Origin of the sequence: Candidatus Vallotiella sp. (ex Adelges kitamiensis), from assembly GCF_020342435.1 — a bacterium.
Taxonomy (GTDB): domain Bacteria; phylum Pseudomonadota; class Gammaproteobacteria; order Burkholderiales; family Burkholderiaceae; genus Mycetohabitans.
Genome location: NZ_CP080504.1, coordinates 903,840 through 921,019, shown reverse-complemented (window position 1 = coordinate 921,019; position 17,180 = coordinate 903,840). Strand labels below are relative to the sequence as shown.

The 17,180-nt window shown below is 41.7% G+C and carries 11 protein-coding genes and 1 other RNA gene; 11 read left to right on the top strand and 1 reads right to left on the bottom strand.

Features of this window, described 5'->3' with window-relative positions; translation table 11 throughout:
- The first annotated feature begins 925 nt into the window (after positions 1-925).
- The 10 genes from aspS (at position 926) to erpA (ending at position 14,207) form a co-directional block, all read left to right on the top strand.
- Entirely contained in the window at positions 926-2,728 is a 1,803-nt protein-coding gene (gene aspS / locus K0T93_RS03450; RefSeq protein WP_225721294.1) for an aspartate--tRNA ligase, read from the top strand.
- A 32-nt stretch (positions 2,729-2,760) separates the two neighbouring features.
- Complete coding sequence (gene nudB, locus K0T93_RS03445) at positions 2,761-3,228, top strand: dihydroneopterin triphosphate diphosphatase (RefSeq protein WP_225721293.1); 468 nt, start codon at positions 2,761-2,763, stop codon at positions 3,226-3,228.
- A 1,952-nt stretch (positions 3,229-5,180) separates the two neighbouring features.
- Positions 5,181-5,342: a hypothetical protein gene (locus K0T93_RS03440; protein ID WP_225721292.1), complete on the top strand. Its 162-nt coding sequence runs from the start codon at positions 5,181-5,183 to the stop codon at positions 5,340-5,342.
- Between the two features lie 539 nt (positions 5,343-5,881).
- A complete protein-coding gene (locus K0T93_RS03435; RefSeq protein WP_225721291.1) occupies positions 5,882-7,201 on the top strand; it encodes a Glu/Leu/Phe/Val family dehydrogenase in 1,320 nt (439 codons plus the stop codon).
- 901 nt (positions 7,202-8,102) lie between these two features.
- A complete protein-coding gene (locus K0T93_RS03430) occupies positions 8,103-8,828 on the top strand; it encodes an amino acid ABC transporter ATP-binding protein (protein ID WP_225721290.1) in 726 nt (241 codons plus the stop codon).
- 1,377 nt (positions 8,829-10,205) lie between these two features.
- Entirely contained in the window at positions 10,206-11,303 is a 1,098-nt protein-coding gene (pyrC, locus tag K0T93_RS03425) for a dihydroorotase (RefSeq protein WP_445082786.1), read from the top strand.
- Positions 11,304-11,633: 330 nt separating this feature from the next.
- An RNA gene (rnpB, locus tag K0T93_RS03420) (RNase P RNA component class A) lies at positions 11,634-12,040 on the top strand.
- 832 nt (positions 12,041-12,872) lie between these two features.
- The gene (rplM, locus tag K0T93_RS03415; RefSeq protein ID WP_225721288.1) at positions 12,873-13,301 is read left to right on the top strand and encodes a 50S ribosomal protein L13; all 429 of its coding nucleotides are present in this window, start codon (positions 12,873-12,875) and stop codon (positions 13,299-13,301) included.
- 14 nt (positions 13,302-13,315) lie between these two features.
- Positions 13,316-13,708: a 30S ribosomal protein S9 gene (gene rpsI / locus K0T93_RS03410; RefSeq protein ID WP_225721287.1), complete on the top strand. Its 393-nt coding sequence runs from the start codon at positions 13,316-13,318 to the stop codon at positions 13,706-13,708.
- A 133-nt stretch (positions 13,709-13,841) separates the two neighbouring features.
- A complete protein-coding gene (gene erpA / locus K0T93_RS03405) occupies positions 13,842-14,207 on the top strand; it encodes an iron-sulfur cluster insertion protein ErpA (RefSeq protein WP_225721286.1) in 366 nt (121 codons plus the stop codon).
- Positions 14,208-14,524: 317 nt separating this feature from the next.
- On the opposite strand, the gene K0T93_RS03400 is transcribed toward erpA, so the two are convergent.
- Positions 14,525-15,427 (bottom strand): M23 family metallopeptidase, encoded by a 903-nt coding sequence (locus K0T93_RS03400; RefSeq protein WP_225721285.1) that lies wholly within the window; start codon positions 15,425-15,427, stop codon positions 14,525-14,527.
- Between the two features lie 340 nt (positions 15,428-15,767).
- Here K0T93_RS03400 and tyrS point away from each other — a divergent pair, with 340 nt between their 5' ends.
- Complete coding sequence (gene tyrS, locus K0T93_RS03395) at positions 15,768-17,012, top strand: tyrosine--tRNA ligase (RefSeq protein WP_225721284.1); 1,245 nt, start codon at positions 15,768-15,770, stop codon at positions 17,010-17,012.
- Positions 17,013-17,180 lie beyond the last annotated feature (168 nt).

Here is a 17,180-nt window from a genome sequence, read left to right as displayed (position 1 = left end):
ACAATTTGTATATTTTATTAAAGTTCTTCTTTTGTTGAGAAAGATGCATTGAAAGATTAATAACACTGCGACGTGTCTACATTTACAATGTAGCTGTAAGATATATTTTAGAAAGTTGCTAAAATTAGGGTCTTAATTGAAGATCCATGAGGCTAGTTTATAATAGTTTTCTAGGCTAGTAACATGGGTGACAAAATAGATCTAAAGTGAGCGATACGGAAAAACTAATAGGTAGAGATTTTATTGAGCGTCAATTCATAAAAATTATGATAACAAAGAAAGTAAATGTTCTTGTTCCTAATTTCTACTTTATACAGATGCATTTGGTGAGTTATCGACGGTATGTGATAAATAAAGTTCGATAACTGATAAAACGAGTGTTTATACACTATCTAGATGTATTGATCCTTAAATATGCGTTTATGATCGGTATATTGACTAGAATATAGTTAGAAGTAGATTCTCGTCAACCTATAGGAAAATCTGCTAGATTATATCCTAGGTACTGATACTGGTTACACCAGAGTCAATAGAAAAAGCATCTTCTAGCATGGAACCGTTATCGAGTGGTTATGTGTTCTATTAAATTTTTAGATTAAATATCCGCACATGTGATGCATGTGTCATTGATTTCCCGTTTGAGGTTCTGAGCGGCGATGTCTTCTATCGTTGAATTCAAAATGAAATAAGCATCTATATGTATGCCAAACTTAACTTAGCCTAGGGGCTACCATTTAAATAGGACCGAAAAGTGACCCAATAACTTTAGCTATGATGGTGCGTGTCATAAGCAAATAGATCATGGTAGTAAGGTGTGGTATGCGCCTACTATTTAATAACCTTAATAAAGCTAGCTTGTTGCAGCTGCTAATCTAATTATACGAATGCATCCCACGCTTATCATTAGGAATAAAAGATAAATATCATGTCCATGAGATCTGAGTATTGCGGTCTAGTGACTGAAAAACTGCTAGGTCAGTTAGTATCGCTATGTGGCTGGGTGCATCGCCGCCGCGATCATGGTGGTGTCATCTTTATCGACCTTCGCGATCGAGAAGGGTTTGTTCAGGTAGTGTGCGACCCCGATTATCCAGATATGTTTAAAACCGCCGAAGGAGTGCGGAATGAGTTTTGTGTACGCGTGGTTGGCGTTGTACTAGCACGTCCAGAAAACGCCTTTAATACGCATCTAACAAATGGGCAAATTGAGGTTCTCTGCCACGAGTTATCCGTGCTTAATACATCAATTACGCCACCAGTACAACTAGACGATGATAACCCGTCTGAGAGTGCGCGTTTGATACATCGTGTACTAGACTTACGCCGGCCGCAAATGCAGCATAATCTACGCCTGCGTTATCATGTTGCAATGGAATCGCGTAAGTACTTAGATGAGCAGGGGTTCATTGACATTGAGACACCGATGCTCACAAAGAGCACACCAGAGGGAGCGCGCGATTATCTGGTACCGTCGCGCGTGAATGCCGGGATGTTCTTTGCATTGCCGCAGTCACCGCAGCTGTTTAAACAGCTGCTGATGGTAGCAAATTTTGATCGGTATTATCAAATTACGAAGTGCTTTCGAGACGAAGATTTGCGCGCGGACCGGCAGCCAGAATTCACACAAATTGACTGTGAGACGTCATTTTTAGATGAACAGGAGATCCGTGATCTATTCGAGGCGATGATTCGCCATGTATTTAGGGCAACGATTAAAGTCCAACTTGCCGATCCATTTCCGGTTATGCAGCACGCGGAAGCGCTATGCCGATTCGGCTCAGATAAACCTGACCTGCGTGTGAAGCTAGAACTTACTGAGCTGACTGATGCTATGAGGGACGTCAATTTTAAAGTATTTAGTGTACCGGCAAATATGAAAGACGGCCGTGTGGCTGCGCTACGCGTGCCACACGGAGTAGAATTAACACGTCGAGATATTGATAACTATACAAATTTCGTAGGCATCTATGGCGCAAAAGGGCTTGCGTGGATTATCGTTAACGAAGTTGCTAAAGGACGCGAAGGCTTGCAAAGCACCATTATAAAAAACCTGCATAACACGTGTATTGCTACGATCCTTGAGCGTACTGGTGCGAAAGACGGCGATATTATTTTCTTCGGCGCGGGCCGTGCTAAGGTTGTTAACGATAGTCTTAGCGCTCTGCGGTTGAAAATTGGTCATTCAGAGTTTGGGCGCACTGTTGGACTTTTCAAAGAGGGTTGGGAACCGATTTGGATCAAAGATTTTCCAATGTTCGAGTATAACGAGGAGGAAAATCGCTGGGTTGCCACGCATCATCCGTTTACTAGTCCGAAAGATGAATACCTCAAATATCTGGAGATCGACCCAGGTCGTTGCCTTGCAAAGGCGTACGATATAGTCCTTAACGGCTGGGAAATTGGTGGTGGTTCAGTACGAATACATCGTGAAGACGTACAGAGCCGAGTATTCAGAGCGATGAAGATCAGTTCTGAAGAAGCGCATGCGAAATTTGGATTTTTTCTTGATGCATTGCAATATGGAGCGCCACCACACGGTGGTATTGCCTTCGGCCTAGATCGGATCGTTACGATCATGGCTGGTGTAGATTCTATTCGAGACGTGATTGCATTTCCGAAGACGCAACGCGCGCAGTGCCTGCTCACGCAGGCACCAAGCCAAGTAGATGAGCATCAGTTGCATGATTTGCATATTCGGTTTCGGAACACCGAGCTAGAAAATGTATAGTATGACGCGCGCCGAAGATTTAAATATCTCTGATGTCTTGCCCGTTTAAGATACCGGAATCAGTGTTGGTGGTGATTCATACTGTTACGCTTGACGTATTGCTTATCAAGCGTGCGGATTTCCCTTGTTTTTGGCAATCTGTGACTGGTTCAATCGATATCTCTGATGAACCGCTTCTACTAGCTGTAGGACGAGAAGTTTTTGAGGAGACGGGTATCGTAGTTAATACGGCTCAGATGCCGGATACACTACTTGATTGGCGGCATTCTGTCGAGTATGAAATCTACCCACAATGGCGCCATCGCTATGCGCCTGACGTCAGGCGTAATACTGAGCACTGGTTTAGCTTCTGCGTACCGGAAGATATCAATATCACGCTGTCACCATTCGAGCATGTCTCATATGCGTGGCTGCCCTATCGAGACGCGGCGGCGCGTTGTTTTTCCCAATCGAATAGGGATGCGATCCTACAGTTACCCGGGAGACTTACTACCAGGTAAACTAAATACTACTTAGTAGCGTATATGTTCAAGCTTTATTCGGCTGCACAAGGAAAATTTGTACGCTTGAAAATAAGATCTCGTTCTACAAGAATATTTTCTACGTGGTGCCGACACTTTTTCTCTATAAGAGAGGAAGCGTTCGCATGTAGCTGAGCTGCGAGCTAATATGGGTTTCCAGCGAAAAAACTGGTACGCGTATAGTATGCTTTAGCATTAAATGCTATACTTTTGCCTGAGTTCTGGCTTGGAATTGCATGATGTTTATTGTACTCTATTTAGAGTCAGCTTTACTCTTTCGATAAAAGAGTAAAAGGTTGATAAAAAGAAATAAGCTGCTTATTTCTTTTTATCAACCTTATAAACTAGCACCCATTCACTCAACATGCCCTATCTAATCAATAGGGTTATATAATGCTCAATAATACCTCTAACCGGCTACCGAATATAAGTCGCATAGCAGGTTGTAATGCATGAGTATTACTAATTATACGCAATACATTTACCCTGCTGGGTATGCGGTAGCGTTTTATAGTCATCGATACGTGTGGTTGTCTAGCTCACTATCGGTACTCGTATTTTAGTATCAGTGCATTAGCAGCTGGGCATCACATAAAATGTGTATGTACACATGTATCATGCAGATATGTTCAAGATCTAGTTAAATGCTAGTGGCACTTCTACTGGAAAGTAGATCTTATTATTTTACTCACTTCGAGTTTACAGATATATAATAGTAAACTAAATTTACTGACATCATAATTGATTTTATATTTAAATGCGTATCTGTATTAACATCTGAGTTAGCGCTCTTCAGCTAGAAAGAGTATTATTATCGGCAATAGCAGCTGTTTACCTCTAGCACTGCCTATAATATCCACATCTATCCTAGACCAGAAGAGTACAATATTAGGCTTAGCGCATAGGATAAATAAAGAAGGATTAATATAAAAATTATAGGTCTATCTCCCTATAGTACCTAAACATATGCTGCTGGCTATAGCACTGCGCATCTATACGTTATCTGTGCTATGTATTTATAACGTTCTATCCCCCCCCTAATACTTTGCGGGGCTCTACGCTATATCTGTTGCTTAATACTTTACTATTTTCGTAACCTTAAGATGATATGTTGCAAGAACTTTAGTGTATTTTCAGTCTACGCAGACTAGACCGCCTAAGTACGTGAATCTTGCTAACGTAATAAAGATATTGCGCTATGCAGATCGCTAACTACTGGCACACTACCCGCTAGACAGCGAATAGTGTATCCACACCACTTTGATAAAAAGCTTGATGATATACTTACTATACTCAATAGGATAGTACTATCCGAATAGTAATCTCGTTCTAGCGCATAACACAGTCGTCATAATAACATAAAAAAAATTTCTATTGGGCTGCTGTGTCATGGTGTAAACGCTATTTATTTAGTGCGGAGCATTAGTCGCAGAGGTAGTTTAATTGGTTTTTTAATATTTATTGCTAGGAAAGCTGACAAATCGATCGGCCGTGACTGTTGTTGATGCTAAGCTAGGGTAGCTTACAAGCTATTTTCTAAAATAGATCACTTTCTACTAGAAAGTGATCTAGAATATGCCAATATGCTGACTTTACTATATACCTAAGTCAGATGTACTAAAAATTGTCCCCCTTTTAAAGGGAGATGCCGGATTACACTACTAATAATTTTACATATACTAGAACAACTGTCGACGCCGAAGCACAATAAACTACATGCATTCACATTACTTAAGATAGCTCTAAACTATAGTTACGATATATCGTCGGTTCGAATGTGAGTGAGGCGACATAATTTCTACTAAACCGTATAATAAATACGGCGCGGTATGCGTCCCGAGTATGGCTATAATGGAGTCGCGCGATGCAACTAAAATAAAAAGTTATTTTATATTTCTGCGATCGTGTACCTAACATGCTCAATAGGATTTATGCTAATCAGACAAATGTTCATAAGTAAGCGACAATTAATCACGATAGCCGCTTTTATTGAGGCGCCTGCCGTGTTACCCTGCCGTGTTACATCACTCCAAGCGACCGGCGGCTGCGAGGATAAAATTTTACACTATATGAACTATGCACGATCTGTGTGAGATACAGTACTGTTACTAGTGTAGAATAGTACGACCTCATGGTAAGCTATCGCTGTTATATTCAATCTTATATTCTTATGGAATACCTATTCCAAGAGTCAACCTAATTAGCTAGCACGTCACAACCATATGCGCTTCACACTACGAAGCACAAGGGTATAGCCAGTTATTTATCTAAACAAGTATATAAACCGAAATGGATGATGGGATCAAAGCGATAATGCTTACTAGGTGCAACAGCGAGTTCCTGCTAGATAATATAGTGTTGGCTAAGCGACCCACGCAGTTCGACCGATTACCGCGAGGTGCGATAGCTGACTAGTTGACGCCTCGATAGAGAGCTGGTTAAATTACAGTAAGCTAGCGCGCTGTACAGGGATACAGTACGCAGCTAGCGGGAGGACACATTATAGTGTGTCACGCCTAGAATAATACGCCGCTGCATATTATTGCAAGAAAAAAATAGAGCATAATAATTCGGCATTAAAATCTTGCCGCTTTCTTACAATGGCGGCCTTCTTAATCGAAGAGGACCATTCATGTCCGCGCAGCAAACCGCTTTAAACGATTTATCAGTGCTTTATAAGCATACTTTACCTTCGTATTTACATACTGATTCGTTGGGCCCATGGAACTCTTACTTACAGCAAATTGATCGTGTAGCGCCTTATCTAGGTTCACTGTCTCGATGGATCGAGACACTTAAGCGACCTAAGCGTATATTGATCGTTGATGTACCAATTAAGATGGATGACGGTACGACATCTCATTTTGAGGGATATCGAGTCCAGCACAATACAGCGCGTGGCCCCGGAAAAGGTGGAGTTCGATATCACGAGGATGTGACGCTATCCGAAGTGATGGCGCTCTCCGCGTGGATGTCGATTAAGAATGCTGCGGTTAACGTGCCGTATGGCGGCGCGAAAGGTGGTATCCGCGTTAATCCACGTAAACTCTCTCGCAGTGAACTAGAGCGAGTTACGCGCCGGTATACAAGCGAAATTGGCATTATCATTGGTCCAAATACTGATATTCCAGCAACCGACGTTAACACCGATGAGCAGGTGATGGCATGGATGATGGATACGTACTCAATGAATATTGGCCAAATAACAACAGGTGTTGTAACCGGTAAGCCAGTCTCATTGGGTGGCTCACTAGGCCGTCGCGAAGCGACGGGGCGGGGAGTATTCACCGTTGGTTGCGAGGCAGCACGGCGTATCGGATTAAATATAAAATCGGCACGCACCGCGGTGCAAGGATTCGGTAACGTCGGCGGGATCGCTGCAAAGCTATTCGTCGAGGCGGGTGCAAAAGTAGTTGCCGTCCAGGATCATACTGGTACGCTCTATAAGCCATCCGGAATCGATGCGTATGCGTTGCTCGAGCATGTCACGGAAAAAGGTGGTGTAACTGGCTTCGCCGGCGCGGAGTCGATTGCCGATGATGATTTCTGGGGTATTGAAAGCGATATCTTAATTCCTGCAGCGCTCGAGAGTCAAATCAACGAGAAGAATGCATCGCGCATTCGAACAAAGATTGTAATAGAAGGAGCGAATGGCCCGACAACGCCTATTGCTGACGATATCCTTCGCGAGAATAATGTACTAGTCATCCCTGACGTAGTCGCTAATGCTGGTGGTGTTACAGTCTCTTACTTTGAATGGGTTCAGAATTTCTCTAATTTCTTTTGGACCGAGGATAAGATAAATAAGCGACTAGAGTGTGTAATGCGTGAAGCATTTTCTAGTGTCTGGCAGGTTGCACAGGAAAATAATGTATCCATTCGAACTGCAGCTTATATCATCGCATGTAAACGCATCTTGCTAACGTGTGAGATGCGCGGCTTATATCCGTGATTGACTAATTTTTACTTTACTGCTGTCATTAAAGGCAAACGTAGCGGTATAGCACCGTATAAAATGGTACAAGTAATTGGTGAAACTAAGGAATATAAGAGTTTCAGATTAATAACTTAGATCCTTTTATTTGTTTCTAGTTATTTTCTAATATTTAAACTAAAACAGAAGACATCCTATCTCTAGGCATGTCTTCTGTTTTTTCTATGAAGGTTCGGTCAGATGATAGCGTTACCATCGTAATTTGCATATTTCTATAATCTAATTCTAATTGATAAGTTAATAAATTTATCTAGACTAGCTAACATAAGACTAGGAATACGATTGTAGTGTTATTTATCTGTGTGAGTAATCTCGTCTTTTATTTGATGTTAATAGACGTCTGCATGAACAAATGGCTAACCGGGGATTATATGGCAGCCTAAGTAAATCTGGGCGCGTCGCGCGACGTACGCTTAGCGGTAGGTATTTTACCTTGCTACAGACCCTCAAATTTTAAAAATTTATTCATCATTCAAATATAGCGTTAACTATTGATTTTTGGATCTGCTATTTCGGAAAATGCTAAATATGTTTCTAACATTAATATTTATCTTATATCGACGATAGTTACCACTTCATAGGTCGAGATAAAGCATGACTGAAAATATCCAGCTTATTGCTAAGATATATAGTATAAAAGAAAGTGATGTTTGCTCAGCCTAGTATGCCTCGTGCTCGATAGCGCCTCCTTTACTGATGCTTGACATGTTGAAGGTGTTTTTCTGTCTTATATGATTGACGCTATAGATTTTTCGAGCTTCTGAAAATTATGAGCATCATAATAAGTATTATCGTCAAGATAATGCTGATATTTTGTGATTTTCATGGTGAAATCGGGGGTTACATAAAAGATCAATAGATGATTTCGATTAAGAATGTTTCAAAATGGTATAGCACTTTCCAGGTACTAAAAAATTGCTCGGCTGAGATCAAGAAAGGAGAGGTGATTGTTGTGTGTGGCCCGTCAGGATCAGGAAAATCGACGTTAATTAAGACATTTAATGGACTAGAACCTTTTCAGAGAGGCGAGATTAGAATCAATGAGCAATCAGTTAGTGATTCTAAGATAAGCCTATCAAGGCTACGCACAAAAATCGGGATGGTATTCCAGAATTTTGAACTGTTCCCGCACCTATCAATCACCGAAAATCTTGTGCTTGCTCAGATTAAGGTGCTTGGTCGATCGAAAGACAAAGCGATCTCTAAAGGACTAAAGTTGCTCGATCGCGTTGGTCTAAAGATGCATGCTAACAAATATCCCGGGAAATTATCGGGTGGTCAGCAGCAGCGCGTAGCGATCGCACGTGCTTTATCGATGGACCCGATCGCAATGTTGTTCGATGAACCGACCTCGGCTCTTTATACAGAGATAATCAATGAAGTCCTGGATGTGATAGTCGAACTAGCGCAAGAGGGAATGACAATGATATGCGTAACACACGAAATGGCCTTCGCAAAAAAGGTTGCGCATCGAGTTATTTTTATGGATCAAGGGATGATTGTTGAGGATAATCGTAAAGAAGACTTTTTTGCACATCCTAAATCAGCTCGCGCGAAAAGTTTTCTAGCTAAGATCCTAAATTAATTGTTATATCTTATGTGTATTCAGGTCAAGCATTAATGAGCTGAATATGATGCAATTAACAGGTGATAACTAGCTAATGAGTCTTGGCATACTGATGACAAATTTTCCTAATTTTCTGAATTTAGTATAGTGTACGGAACACAAACTACTGTTGCATTACTTCATCTAAATGAAGTAATAGCTGTTCGTCCGTTTAAATGCACGCTATAGGACCTTTATTAAAGATAATCCTATGTCGATTTTAGTATACCGTCACCCCCCCACTTCTATTTTACTAAAGAGAAATTAGGTGGAGTATTCTTAAGCGAATATTTGTATTGATCTAATTTTCTGAATAAAACTTATGTCTGTGTTATTCCTCAGTCTTCTTAAGCTGTTCTAAATTAAAACCATTGTTTTAGTCAAGTTTCCACTTGATGTAATGTGGGGCGATGCTGAACCGTGCGTAAAAATAGGAAAATTTTATATAGTGCTGATATTACTTGAAAATATAAAAAACGAGTAGAGACGCATCTGCTTCTAACAACGTATAAATCCGACAGCGCTGATATCCTCTAAGGAGTTTTTATCAGTAATTTTAAAACAGTGTCATACCACGCAAAATCTATAACCCTAAGGGCGTACTATTAGGATCGTGTCTTTAGTGATGAACTCTCGTTCCTGGTATTTCGCTACTTTAGTAGCACTGTTTGTTCGGCAGCTCTCTGAGCTTGTCTACTAGGCTGGTAAATACTATTTACTTTATGTCATATAGTAGTATCGATCTTCTAGTCTAAATACTCTATTAAATAAGCCGCTATATATGAGGTAATTTAATCATTTGAAATATCTACTACTTTAACATCGAGAAGTTAAATATGCTGCGATAAGAAATAGAGCGTATAAGATGTTTGAAATGTCTCAAACGACTTTTTTATAGTTTATTAGGATGATAAAACTCTTTCTTAGGTGCTGCAGAATCTGTATATAAAGCGCGTGTTTAATATTTGTATTGCATGCCGATTAACAAGTACATATAGAAAAGTTCTGACACATACTCTATAGATCACATTTGTGTCCGGAATATAATTCCTTGGCTTAATAGATCAAGCTAAAACAGATAATAGTGTAGTAAAGCTCTAACTAAATTCTTAGTAGCCATGAAATATGCGTGCTTCCATTTTATTTGTCAACCCGAAAGGTCTCTAACACCTGCAAGTCCATGAAGATTCTACAAAGATGCTCAATCCTTAAAACATAATGCCGAAAAACTTAAGACCTGCTAAAGTTACGTCTTGTAAAGCGCCGACAATACTCAATTTAAGGAGCCTAAGCTAGGGTGGCAGTATATGTTGCATGAGCAAAAGCGGGCCTTAGCACGCTCAATTGCAGATCGATATGAATAGCCTAGACCAATCCATCAAAGCTAGTTTCAGCTCCTCGGGCATGTCTGTGTTAAATCTCGCCCGTCCTGATGATTGGCATGTACATGTGCGTGATGGCGCGCTGCTTGAGACAGTGCTACCCCACACTGCTCGGCAGTTCGGCCGAGCGATTATCATGCCGAATCTAAATCCGCCAGTTACTACGACTGCGCAGGCTGCCTCTTATCGGCAGAGGATCCTTGCTGCGCGTCCCGCGCAAGGACCTGGTGTTGCGTTCGAACCTCTGATGACGCTATATCTGACTGATAATATGTCGCCGGATGAAGTGCGGCGAGCTTGCGAAAGTGGCTTCGTGCATGGCGTAAAGCTCTATCCGGCTGGCACAACAACTAATTCAAATGCCGGTGTCACAGACTTACGACACTGTGTAGTGACACTAGAGGCAATGCAGCAAAATAGTCTACCTTTACTAATTCATGGTGAGGTGACGGACCCGTCAATCGACGTGTTTGATCGTGAAGAGGTGTTTATAGACCAAGTACTTGAGCCATTGCGGCGTGATTTTCCTGCGCTTAAAGTAGTATTTGAACATATTACGACACGCAGCGCAGTGGAGTATGTGCGCGACGCAGATGCAGAACCGGGCATGCTAGGCGCAACTATAACCGCTCATCACTTACTACTAAATCGCAATGCAATACTAGTCGGTGGTATTCGACCACATTATTACTGTCTTCCCGTCTTTAAGAGAGAAACGCACCGCTTAGCACTCGTCGAGGCGGCTATTTCGGGTCATCCGAGATTTTTCCTTGGAACTGACAGCGCGCCACACCCGCAGAGCCTGAAGGAAAACCCATGTGGCTGTGCTGGTTGTTATACAGCACCACACGCGCTTGAGCTATACGCACAAGCCTTTGATAAAGCTGGTGCCTTACGTCGCTTAGAGGGTTTTGCAAGCTTTTATGGCTCCGACTTTTATGGATTACCACGCTCTACGGATACAGTAACTCTTGAGCGTACGAGTTGGGTATTGCCCGAAGATGTCGACGCAGATAGCCTTGGCGTGGTGGTGTTTAAGCCCGGTAAAGATCTCAGCTGGAAGTTGCGATAATAAGTATGTTGGTTAGTTATTGCTATGCAATATATAGAAAAATCTATGTCAAGACTATAGTTTAAGTTGTCTAAGATAGCATAGAGGCTTCTCCGGAAAAATGCCTAATATTCATAGATCAGCTTATTATTACTAGAATATACGAGATAAAAGCCGGAATAATCCCCCTGTGGCAATGTGGGTACCATGTAGATGTACTCTAAAGTCCGATATGTCGCATTTGACTACTTCTGCCGCGCTAGACTTAAATTCGCAGTTCTGCTTAGCTGTTAAGATATTTTTCATCAGCTAGGGCTAACTTATCCTATCTGTGTTAAAATGGAGGCTTGCAAAGTAGGCTAGACAGTCGCGTCTTCCACGCATCAAGTGAAGACGAGGAAAGTCCGGACTCCATAGGGCAGGGTGATGGCTAACAGCCATCCGTGGCAACACGCGGAATAGGGCAACAGAAAGCAAACCGCCGATGGCCTAGCAGGTTAGGATCAGGTAAGGGTGAAACGGTGCGGTAAAAGCGCACCGCGGCTGCGGCAACGCATTTCGGCAGTGTAACCTCCACCTGGAGCAATTCCAAATAAGCAGGTGCGCGCTACAGCAAAGCGCAAGAATAGGCCCTATTCTAGTCTGTGGGTAGGAAGCTTGAGCGCCTCAGTAATGAGGCGCCTAGAGGAATGGCTGTCACGCGCATTGGAATATTACTGGTGCGCGCACAGAATCCGGCTTACCGGTCTGCTTTGTGTCTTTTAAAAAAGTGCCGTCTTCATAAAAACTAAACTTTGCTTTCAGCGTGAAATTATACTTCTCTTATATAAGAGAAGTTGATAGTGTACTTCGTGATTGTTAGATGTAAGTATGGGATACATGGCCCTAACTATGATATTACAAACGCTAAAATCTAATGGCTTTTTGAAATTAATAATGTCGTACGTTATTTAACCCTAGCACTTTGGTTGAACTATTTCCATCTCTTAATTAATTTATAGGCGCTTTTAAAAAAGCGAATATCTGTTATTTGCTTCCATTTAGGAGGCATTAGTTACTTATTTTATCACGCATTTTGTGCTTTATTTACGTACTTTATAATTCTTAGTAATAAAGAACAAATTTTTATTATAGTTGCTATAAGCTAGGCTCTTTAAAAAAAGATGCCGCTCTACTATTAGAGTTTGAAATTTTTAGAGAAAAGCTTTACTTAGGGCCGCTCTATTGAGTGGAATTATTAGGTGGTTAATTAAAGATAAAACATTATATTTTTAGAGTAATACTCTAATATTACGCGTGATATCAGCAAGTCGAAATATAGTTTTTCTTGCGACTGCTTAGCGTAGGTTCTATAATGTCTAATATTAGTTAACCTAAAGTTTTTACCTTTGGTAAATCCAACGAAAGCGTTAAGGCCCTCTTTTATTTTCTAAGAAAGATTATAGCTGGGGTAGCAAATAACTTTCAATTTCCTTTATAGAACTTTTCCCTAAATTCCCATGGGGAAAATTATAGAAAACCTGAGCCATGCCATAATGCGCATCTATCAGTAGGACTAAAGAAAAGCAAAGCATCTAATTTGGAACGATCATGAAAACGTTTTCCGCCAAAGCCCATGAGGTAAAGCGTGAATGGTACGTGATTGACGCGACGGATAAGGTACTCGGCCGTATTGCTAGTAAGGTAGCACATCGCCTTCGTGGCAAGCATAAGCCTGAGTTCACGCCGCACGTTGATACCGGTGATTTTATTGTCGTCGTTAATGCTAGAAAGATAAAAGTTACTGGCAAAAAAATGACTAGCAAGAAGTACTACTGCCACTCTGGCTATCCGGGTGGCATCTATGAAACAGTTTTTAGCAAGATGCAAGAGCGTTTTCCGGGCAGAGCACTGGAAAAAGCTGTCAAGGGTATGCTACCGAGAGGTCCACTTGGATACGCAATGATTAAAAAATTAAAGGTCTACGCAGACGTGACGCACCCACATACCGCGCAACAACCGCAAGCACTCGAGATCTAAGGAGCCAAGGTCAGATGATCGGAAATTGGAACTACGGTACCGGCCGCAGAAAAAGCGCGGTGGCTCGCGTGTTTATTAAGTCGGGTAAAGGTGATATCGTTGTTAACGGCCAGCTTATTGCTGATTATTTCTCACGAGAGACATCGTTAATGATCGTATGTCAACCACTAAATCTTGTAAACTATATAAATACTTTTGATATTAAAGTCAACGTCATTGGTGGTGGTGAAACCGGCCAGGCTGGCGCTGTGCGCCATGGTATTACCCGGGCATTAATCGATTACGACGAGACGCTAAAGCCAATTTTGTCAAAAGCCGGCTTTGTGACCCGAGATGCGCGTGAAGTCGAACGTAAAAAAGTAGGTTTGCATAAAGCGCGGCGTCGTAAGCAGTTTTCTAAGCGCTAAGTAAGTACGCGTGCCATAATAAATCGCACGCAAAATTCTGGCGTCGCGTAAAAACTGCTGGTTTTATAGTCTAAATCGCTGTTATATAACAGCTCTAGACTAGAACAGCATTAAGACATTGGAGGAAGAGTTAATGAAAGCTATGACTGATATCCCCGTAATTGAGATACCAGTCCCACTTTTTTTTACAGATGCAGCCGCCGATAAAGTAAAACAGTTAATTGATGAAGAAGCTAACCCAGAACTAAAGCTTCGAGTATTTGTTCGAGGTGGTGGCTGTTCTGGGTTTCAATACGGTTTTACATTCGACGAGCAGGTTAACGAGGATGATACTGTAATAGATAAAAACGGTGTTCAACTGTTAATTGACTCGATGAGTTATCAGTACTTGATAGGTGCCGAAATCGATTATAAAGACGACTTAAACGGAGCTCAATTTATAATTAAGAACCCAAATGCGATCACTACTTGTGGTTGTGGTTCATCGTTCTCAGTATGATATACCTGCTTTACAGCAATAAGTCAGTCGGGCTATTTCGGTAAAAAAGATGTATACACCAAAGTTAAATTATCCTTAATGTTTTAATTTGGTCAAGAACACGTATTGTATAGAAAAGTTTATCAAGTAACGTCTTTAGCTACATAATATATAGCGTGAGTGCCCCCAAGTCTTATTTGGGGGCACTGTCCATTATCTCCTAGTGCTAAAAGTTTTACTTAGTTTTTTAAGAAAAAAGGCTTTAGAACTAATCTAGTGAATTCAAGTTCGCGCAAGATGCTGTGCTAATATCTAATGCCCTTCAATTCTGCTAGACATTAAGACTGTGAGCATTCTGGTGTAATATGCGACCGTGATAGGATATTGCTATCAGATAAAAGATTAGCTAAATATCGCTTAAATGCATGTAATGTAGTACCTCTCAATGCTGCAGGTTTACCAACTGATGCTGAGAGCGGGTTCAAGCGATGGCCTTGATGCCGTACCTCATAATGTAGATGCGGGCCAGTTGCGCGGCCAGTATTGCCAACGTAGCCAATCACATCACCACGAGCAATCTTCTTGCCAGCTTTTAGATTTAGAGGAGTTCGAGATAGATGGGCATACATAGTCTCGTATTGTTGAATATGGCGTATGACAACTGTCTTACCATAACCATGTCGCCACCCTAAAAATGTAACGATTCCAGATCCGCTTGCCCGTACTGGTGTACCACTTGGCGCAGCCCAATCAACACCACTGTGAAATGCGTGGCGTCCAGAAATTGGATGCATGCGCTCGCCGAAGCGCGATGACAATCTCGCCTTCGCAACAGGGCAGGGATTGAGTGCTCGCTGCAATGAGTGCCCATTAGTACTATAAAAACTGCCGTCACACTTGTTCGGTAGGCAGTACCAAATAGCGCGGATAGGCGGGCCGTTAATTGCCTTGGCCTCAAGAACGAGGATGCGTCGATGATAAGGTGGTTCACCGGCTACCGCACCAACTAGTACGCGATAGTGCTGCCCGCGAAAGGGTCCAGCTAGTGTACGTATGTTTGGCAGTGCGTCAATCGCAGCGTCGATCGAGCTACTTAAAACGCCAGCTTGCCTCATCACGCTAGCAAACCGACTATCAAGTACGCCAGATAAAATCTGTTTAGTCGGGAAAGTTAGTTTGGCGAGTGTGTAATCATAATACAAGCTTGGTGCTGCACTATGTTTGCTAATATTACATAACATGCTACTGTTAACTTGAGCTGGCATAGCTATTGAGTAAGCCGACGTATATACCGTATACGCGGGTATCGATAGCGTAGATGCCGCGGCGAAAAAATATGGGATTATTGTGTTTAAGCTCACGGATGCGGGGATATTTAAGTTAAAAATTATTTAATAGTGCTATGAAGTGAAGTAGAGTTGCAAATGCAATACTGTTGCACGTAAGTATAAGAACCTACCAAAAGCGGTGCTACATCACGTAGAATTTAGTTTCTATACGATAATACCCTTAAAAATTATGAGAGACGGGGTTGCGAGGTGCGATAGGTGACGCGACTCTGTACGTTATATTATGTATGTAATGAGTGCCGAGACCAATATTTCTGTTCCATACCTATCTATTCCCGATGAAATTCGCGCTATGCTAGCCGTGGCACAACATGGCTGCGAAGAGCTCCTTATTAAGGATGAATTTGCATGGAAACTAGCAAAGAGTGTCCAAACGGGAAGGCCGTTGCGCATCAAGCTTGGACTCGATCCAACTGCACCAGATATCCATATCGGACACACTGTAGTGCTTAACAAGCTGCGACAGTTTCAGGATCTTGGTCATACTATTATCTTCCTAATTGGTGACTTCACTTCGTTAATTGGTGATCCATCCGGGCGCAATCAGACGCGTCCGCCACTCACTTGTGAACAAATTGAGATCAATGCTAAAACTTATCTAGAACAAGCTGTGCGAGTTCTAGATTCTGAAAAAACAGAGATTCGCTATAATAGTGAATGGTCAATGCCACTAGGCGCTAATGGTATGATTAAGCTTGCATCTCGCTATACTGTAGCGCGTATGCTAGAACGTGAGGATTTTACTAAGCGCTTTAAAAGCGGAGTGCCAATTTCTATCCATGAATTTTTATATCCTCTGATGCAGGGGTATGATTCAGTTGTGCTACAGTCAGACCTTGAGATAGGCGGTACCGATCAGAAGTTTAATCTATTAATGGGCCGAGAATTGCAGAGGCAGTATGGGCAGGAGCCACAATGTATTATGACGATGCCGCTGCTCGAGGGGCTAGACGGTGTCAATAAAATGTCTAAATCTAAGAACAACTATATCGGTATTAATGAGAAACCATCTGAGATATTTGGAAAGCTAATGAGTATCTCAGATGCGCTAATGTGGCGTTATATTAAGCTTCTTTCATTTCGCAGTCTTGATGAGATTGTAGACCTCCAGAACAAGGTACGATCTGGTTATAACCCGCGCATACTAAAGGTTCTGTTCGCGCAAGAAATTGTTGCTCGTTTCCACTCTCAAGCTGCTGCACAGCGTGCTCTAGAAGACTTTAATCTTCGTGCAAAGGGGGGGATACCCGACGATATTTCGGAAATAAAGTTGAGTGGTGCACCCTTACTGATCGGACATTTACTCAAAAAAACTGGTCTAGTTTTATCTATCAGTGAAGCATTTCGAAATATAGAACAGTCTGGTGTAAAAATAAATGGCACTACGATTATTGACAAAGGGCTAAAGCTTGGGGCGGGCATATATATCATTCAGGTCGGAAAGCGACGTTTTATGCGTGTAATCCTATGCACCTAGTGCGCATTTTCGAAGAACATAATAACTTGAAATAAGATAAATAATCTACTGGGGCAGTATATATAGCAGATTACACAAAGCTTAATAATATTAAGCGTAGCAGAGTATGCATGGCTAGTTATATACGACTAGAGACTAAATACTTGCAAGTTTTGATAGCATTCTTAC

What these genes read in the sequence shown, in the direction of transcription:
- K0T93_RS03440 (WP_225721292.1), top strand. Translation starts at nt 5,181, where the DNA reads ATGCTAATCAGACAAATGTTCATAAGTAAGCGACAATTAATCACGATA.
- nudB (WP_225721293.1), top strand. Translation starts at nt 2,761, where the DNA reads ATGTCTTGCCCGTTTAAGATACCGGAATCAGTGTTGGTGGTGATTCAT.
- K0T93_RS03430 (WP_225721290.1), top strand. Translation starts at nt 8,103, where the DNA reads ATGATTTCGATTAAGAATGTTTCAAAATGGTATAGCACTTTCCAGGTA.
- tyrS (WP_225721284.1), top strand. Translation starts at nt 15,768, where the DNA reads ATGAGTGCCGAGACCAATATTTCTGTTCCATACCTATCTATTCCCGAT.
- rplM (WP_225721288.1), top strand. Translation starts at nt 12,873, where the DNA reads ATGAAAACGTTTTCCGCCAAAGCCCATGAGGTAAAGCGTGAATGGTAC.
- K0T93_RS03435 (WP_225721291.1), top strand. Translation starts at nt 5,882, where the DNA reads ATGTCCGCGCAGCAAACCGCTTTAAACGATTTATCAGTGCTTTATAAG.
- pyrC (WP_445082786.1), top strand. Translation starts at nt 10,206, where the DNA reads ATGAATAGCCTAGACCAATCCATCAAAGCTAGTTTCAGCTCCTCGGGC.
- rpsI (WP_225721287.1), top strand. Translation starts at nt 13,316, where the DNA reads ATGATCGGAAATTGGAACTACGGTACCGGCCGCAGAAAAAGCGCGGTG.
- erpA (WP_225721286.1), top strand. Translation starts at nt 13,842, where the DNA reads ATGAAAGCTATGACTGATATCCCCGTAATTGAGATACCAGTCCCACTT.
- K0T93_RS03400 (WP_225721285.1), bottom strand. Translation starts at nt 15,427, where the DNA reads ATGTTATGTAATATTAGCAAACATAGTGCAGCACCAAGCTTGTATTAT.
- aspS (WP_225721294.1), top strand. Translation starts at nt 926, where the DNA reads ATGTCCATGAGATCTGAGTATTGCGGTCTAGTGACTGAAAAACTGCTA.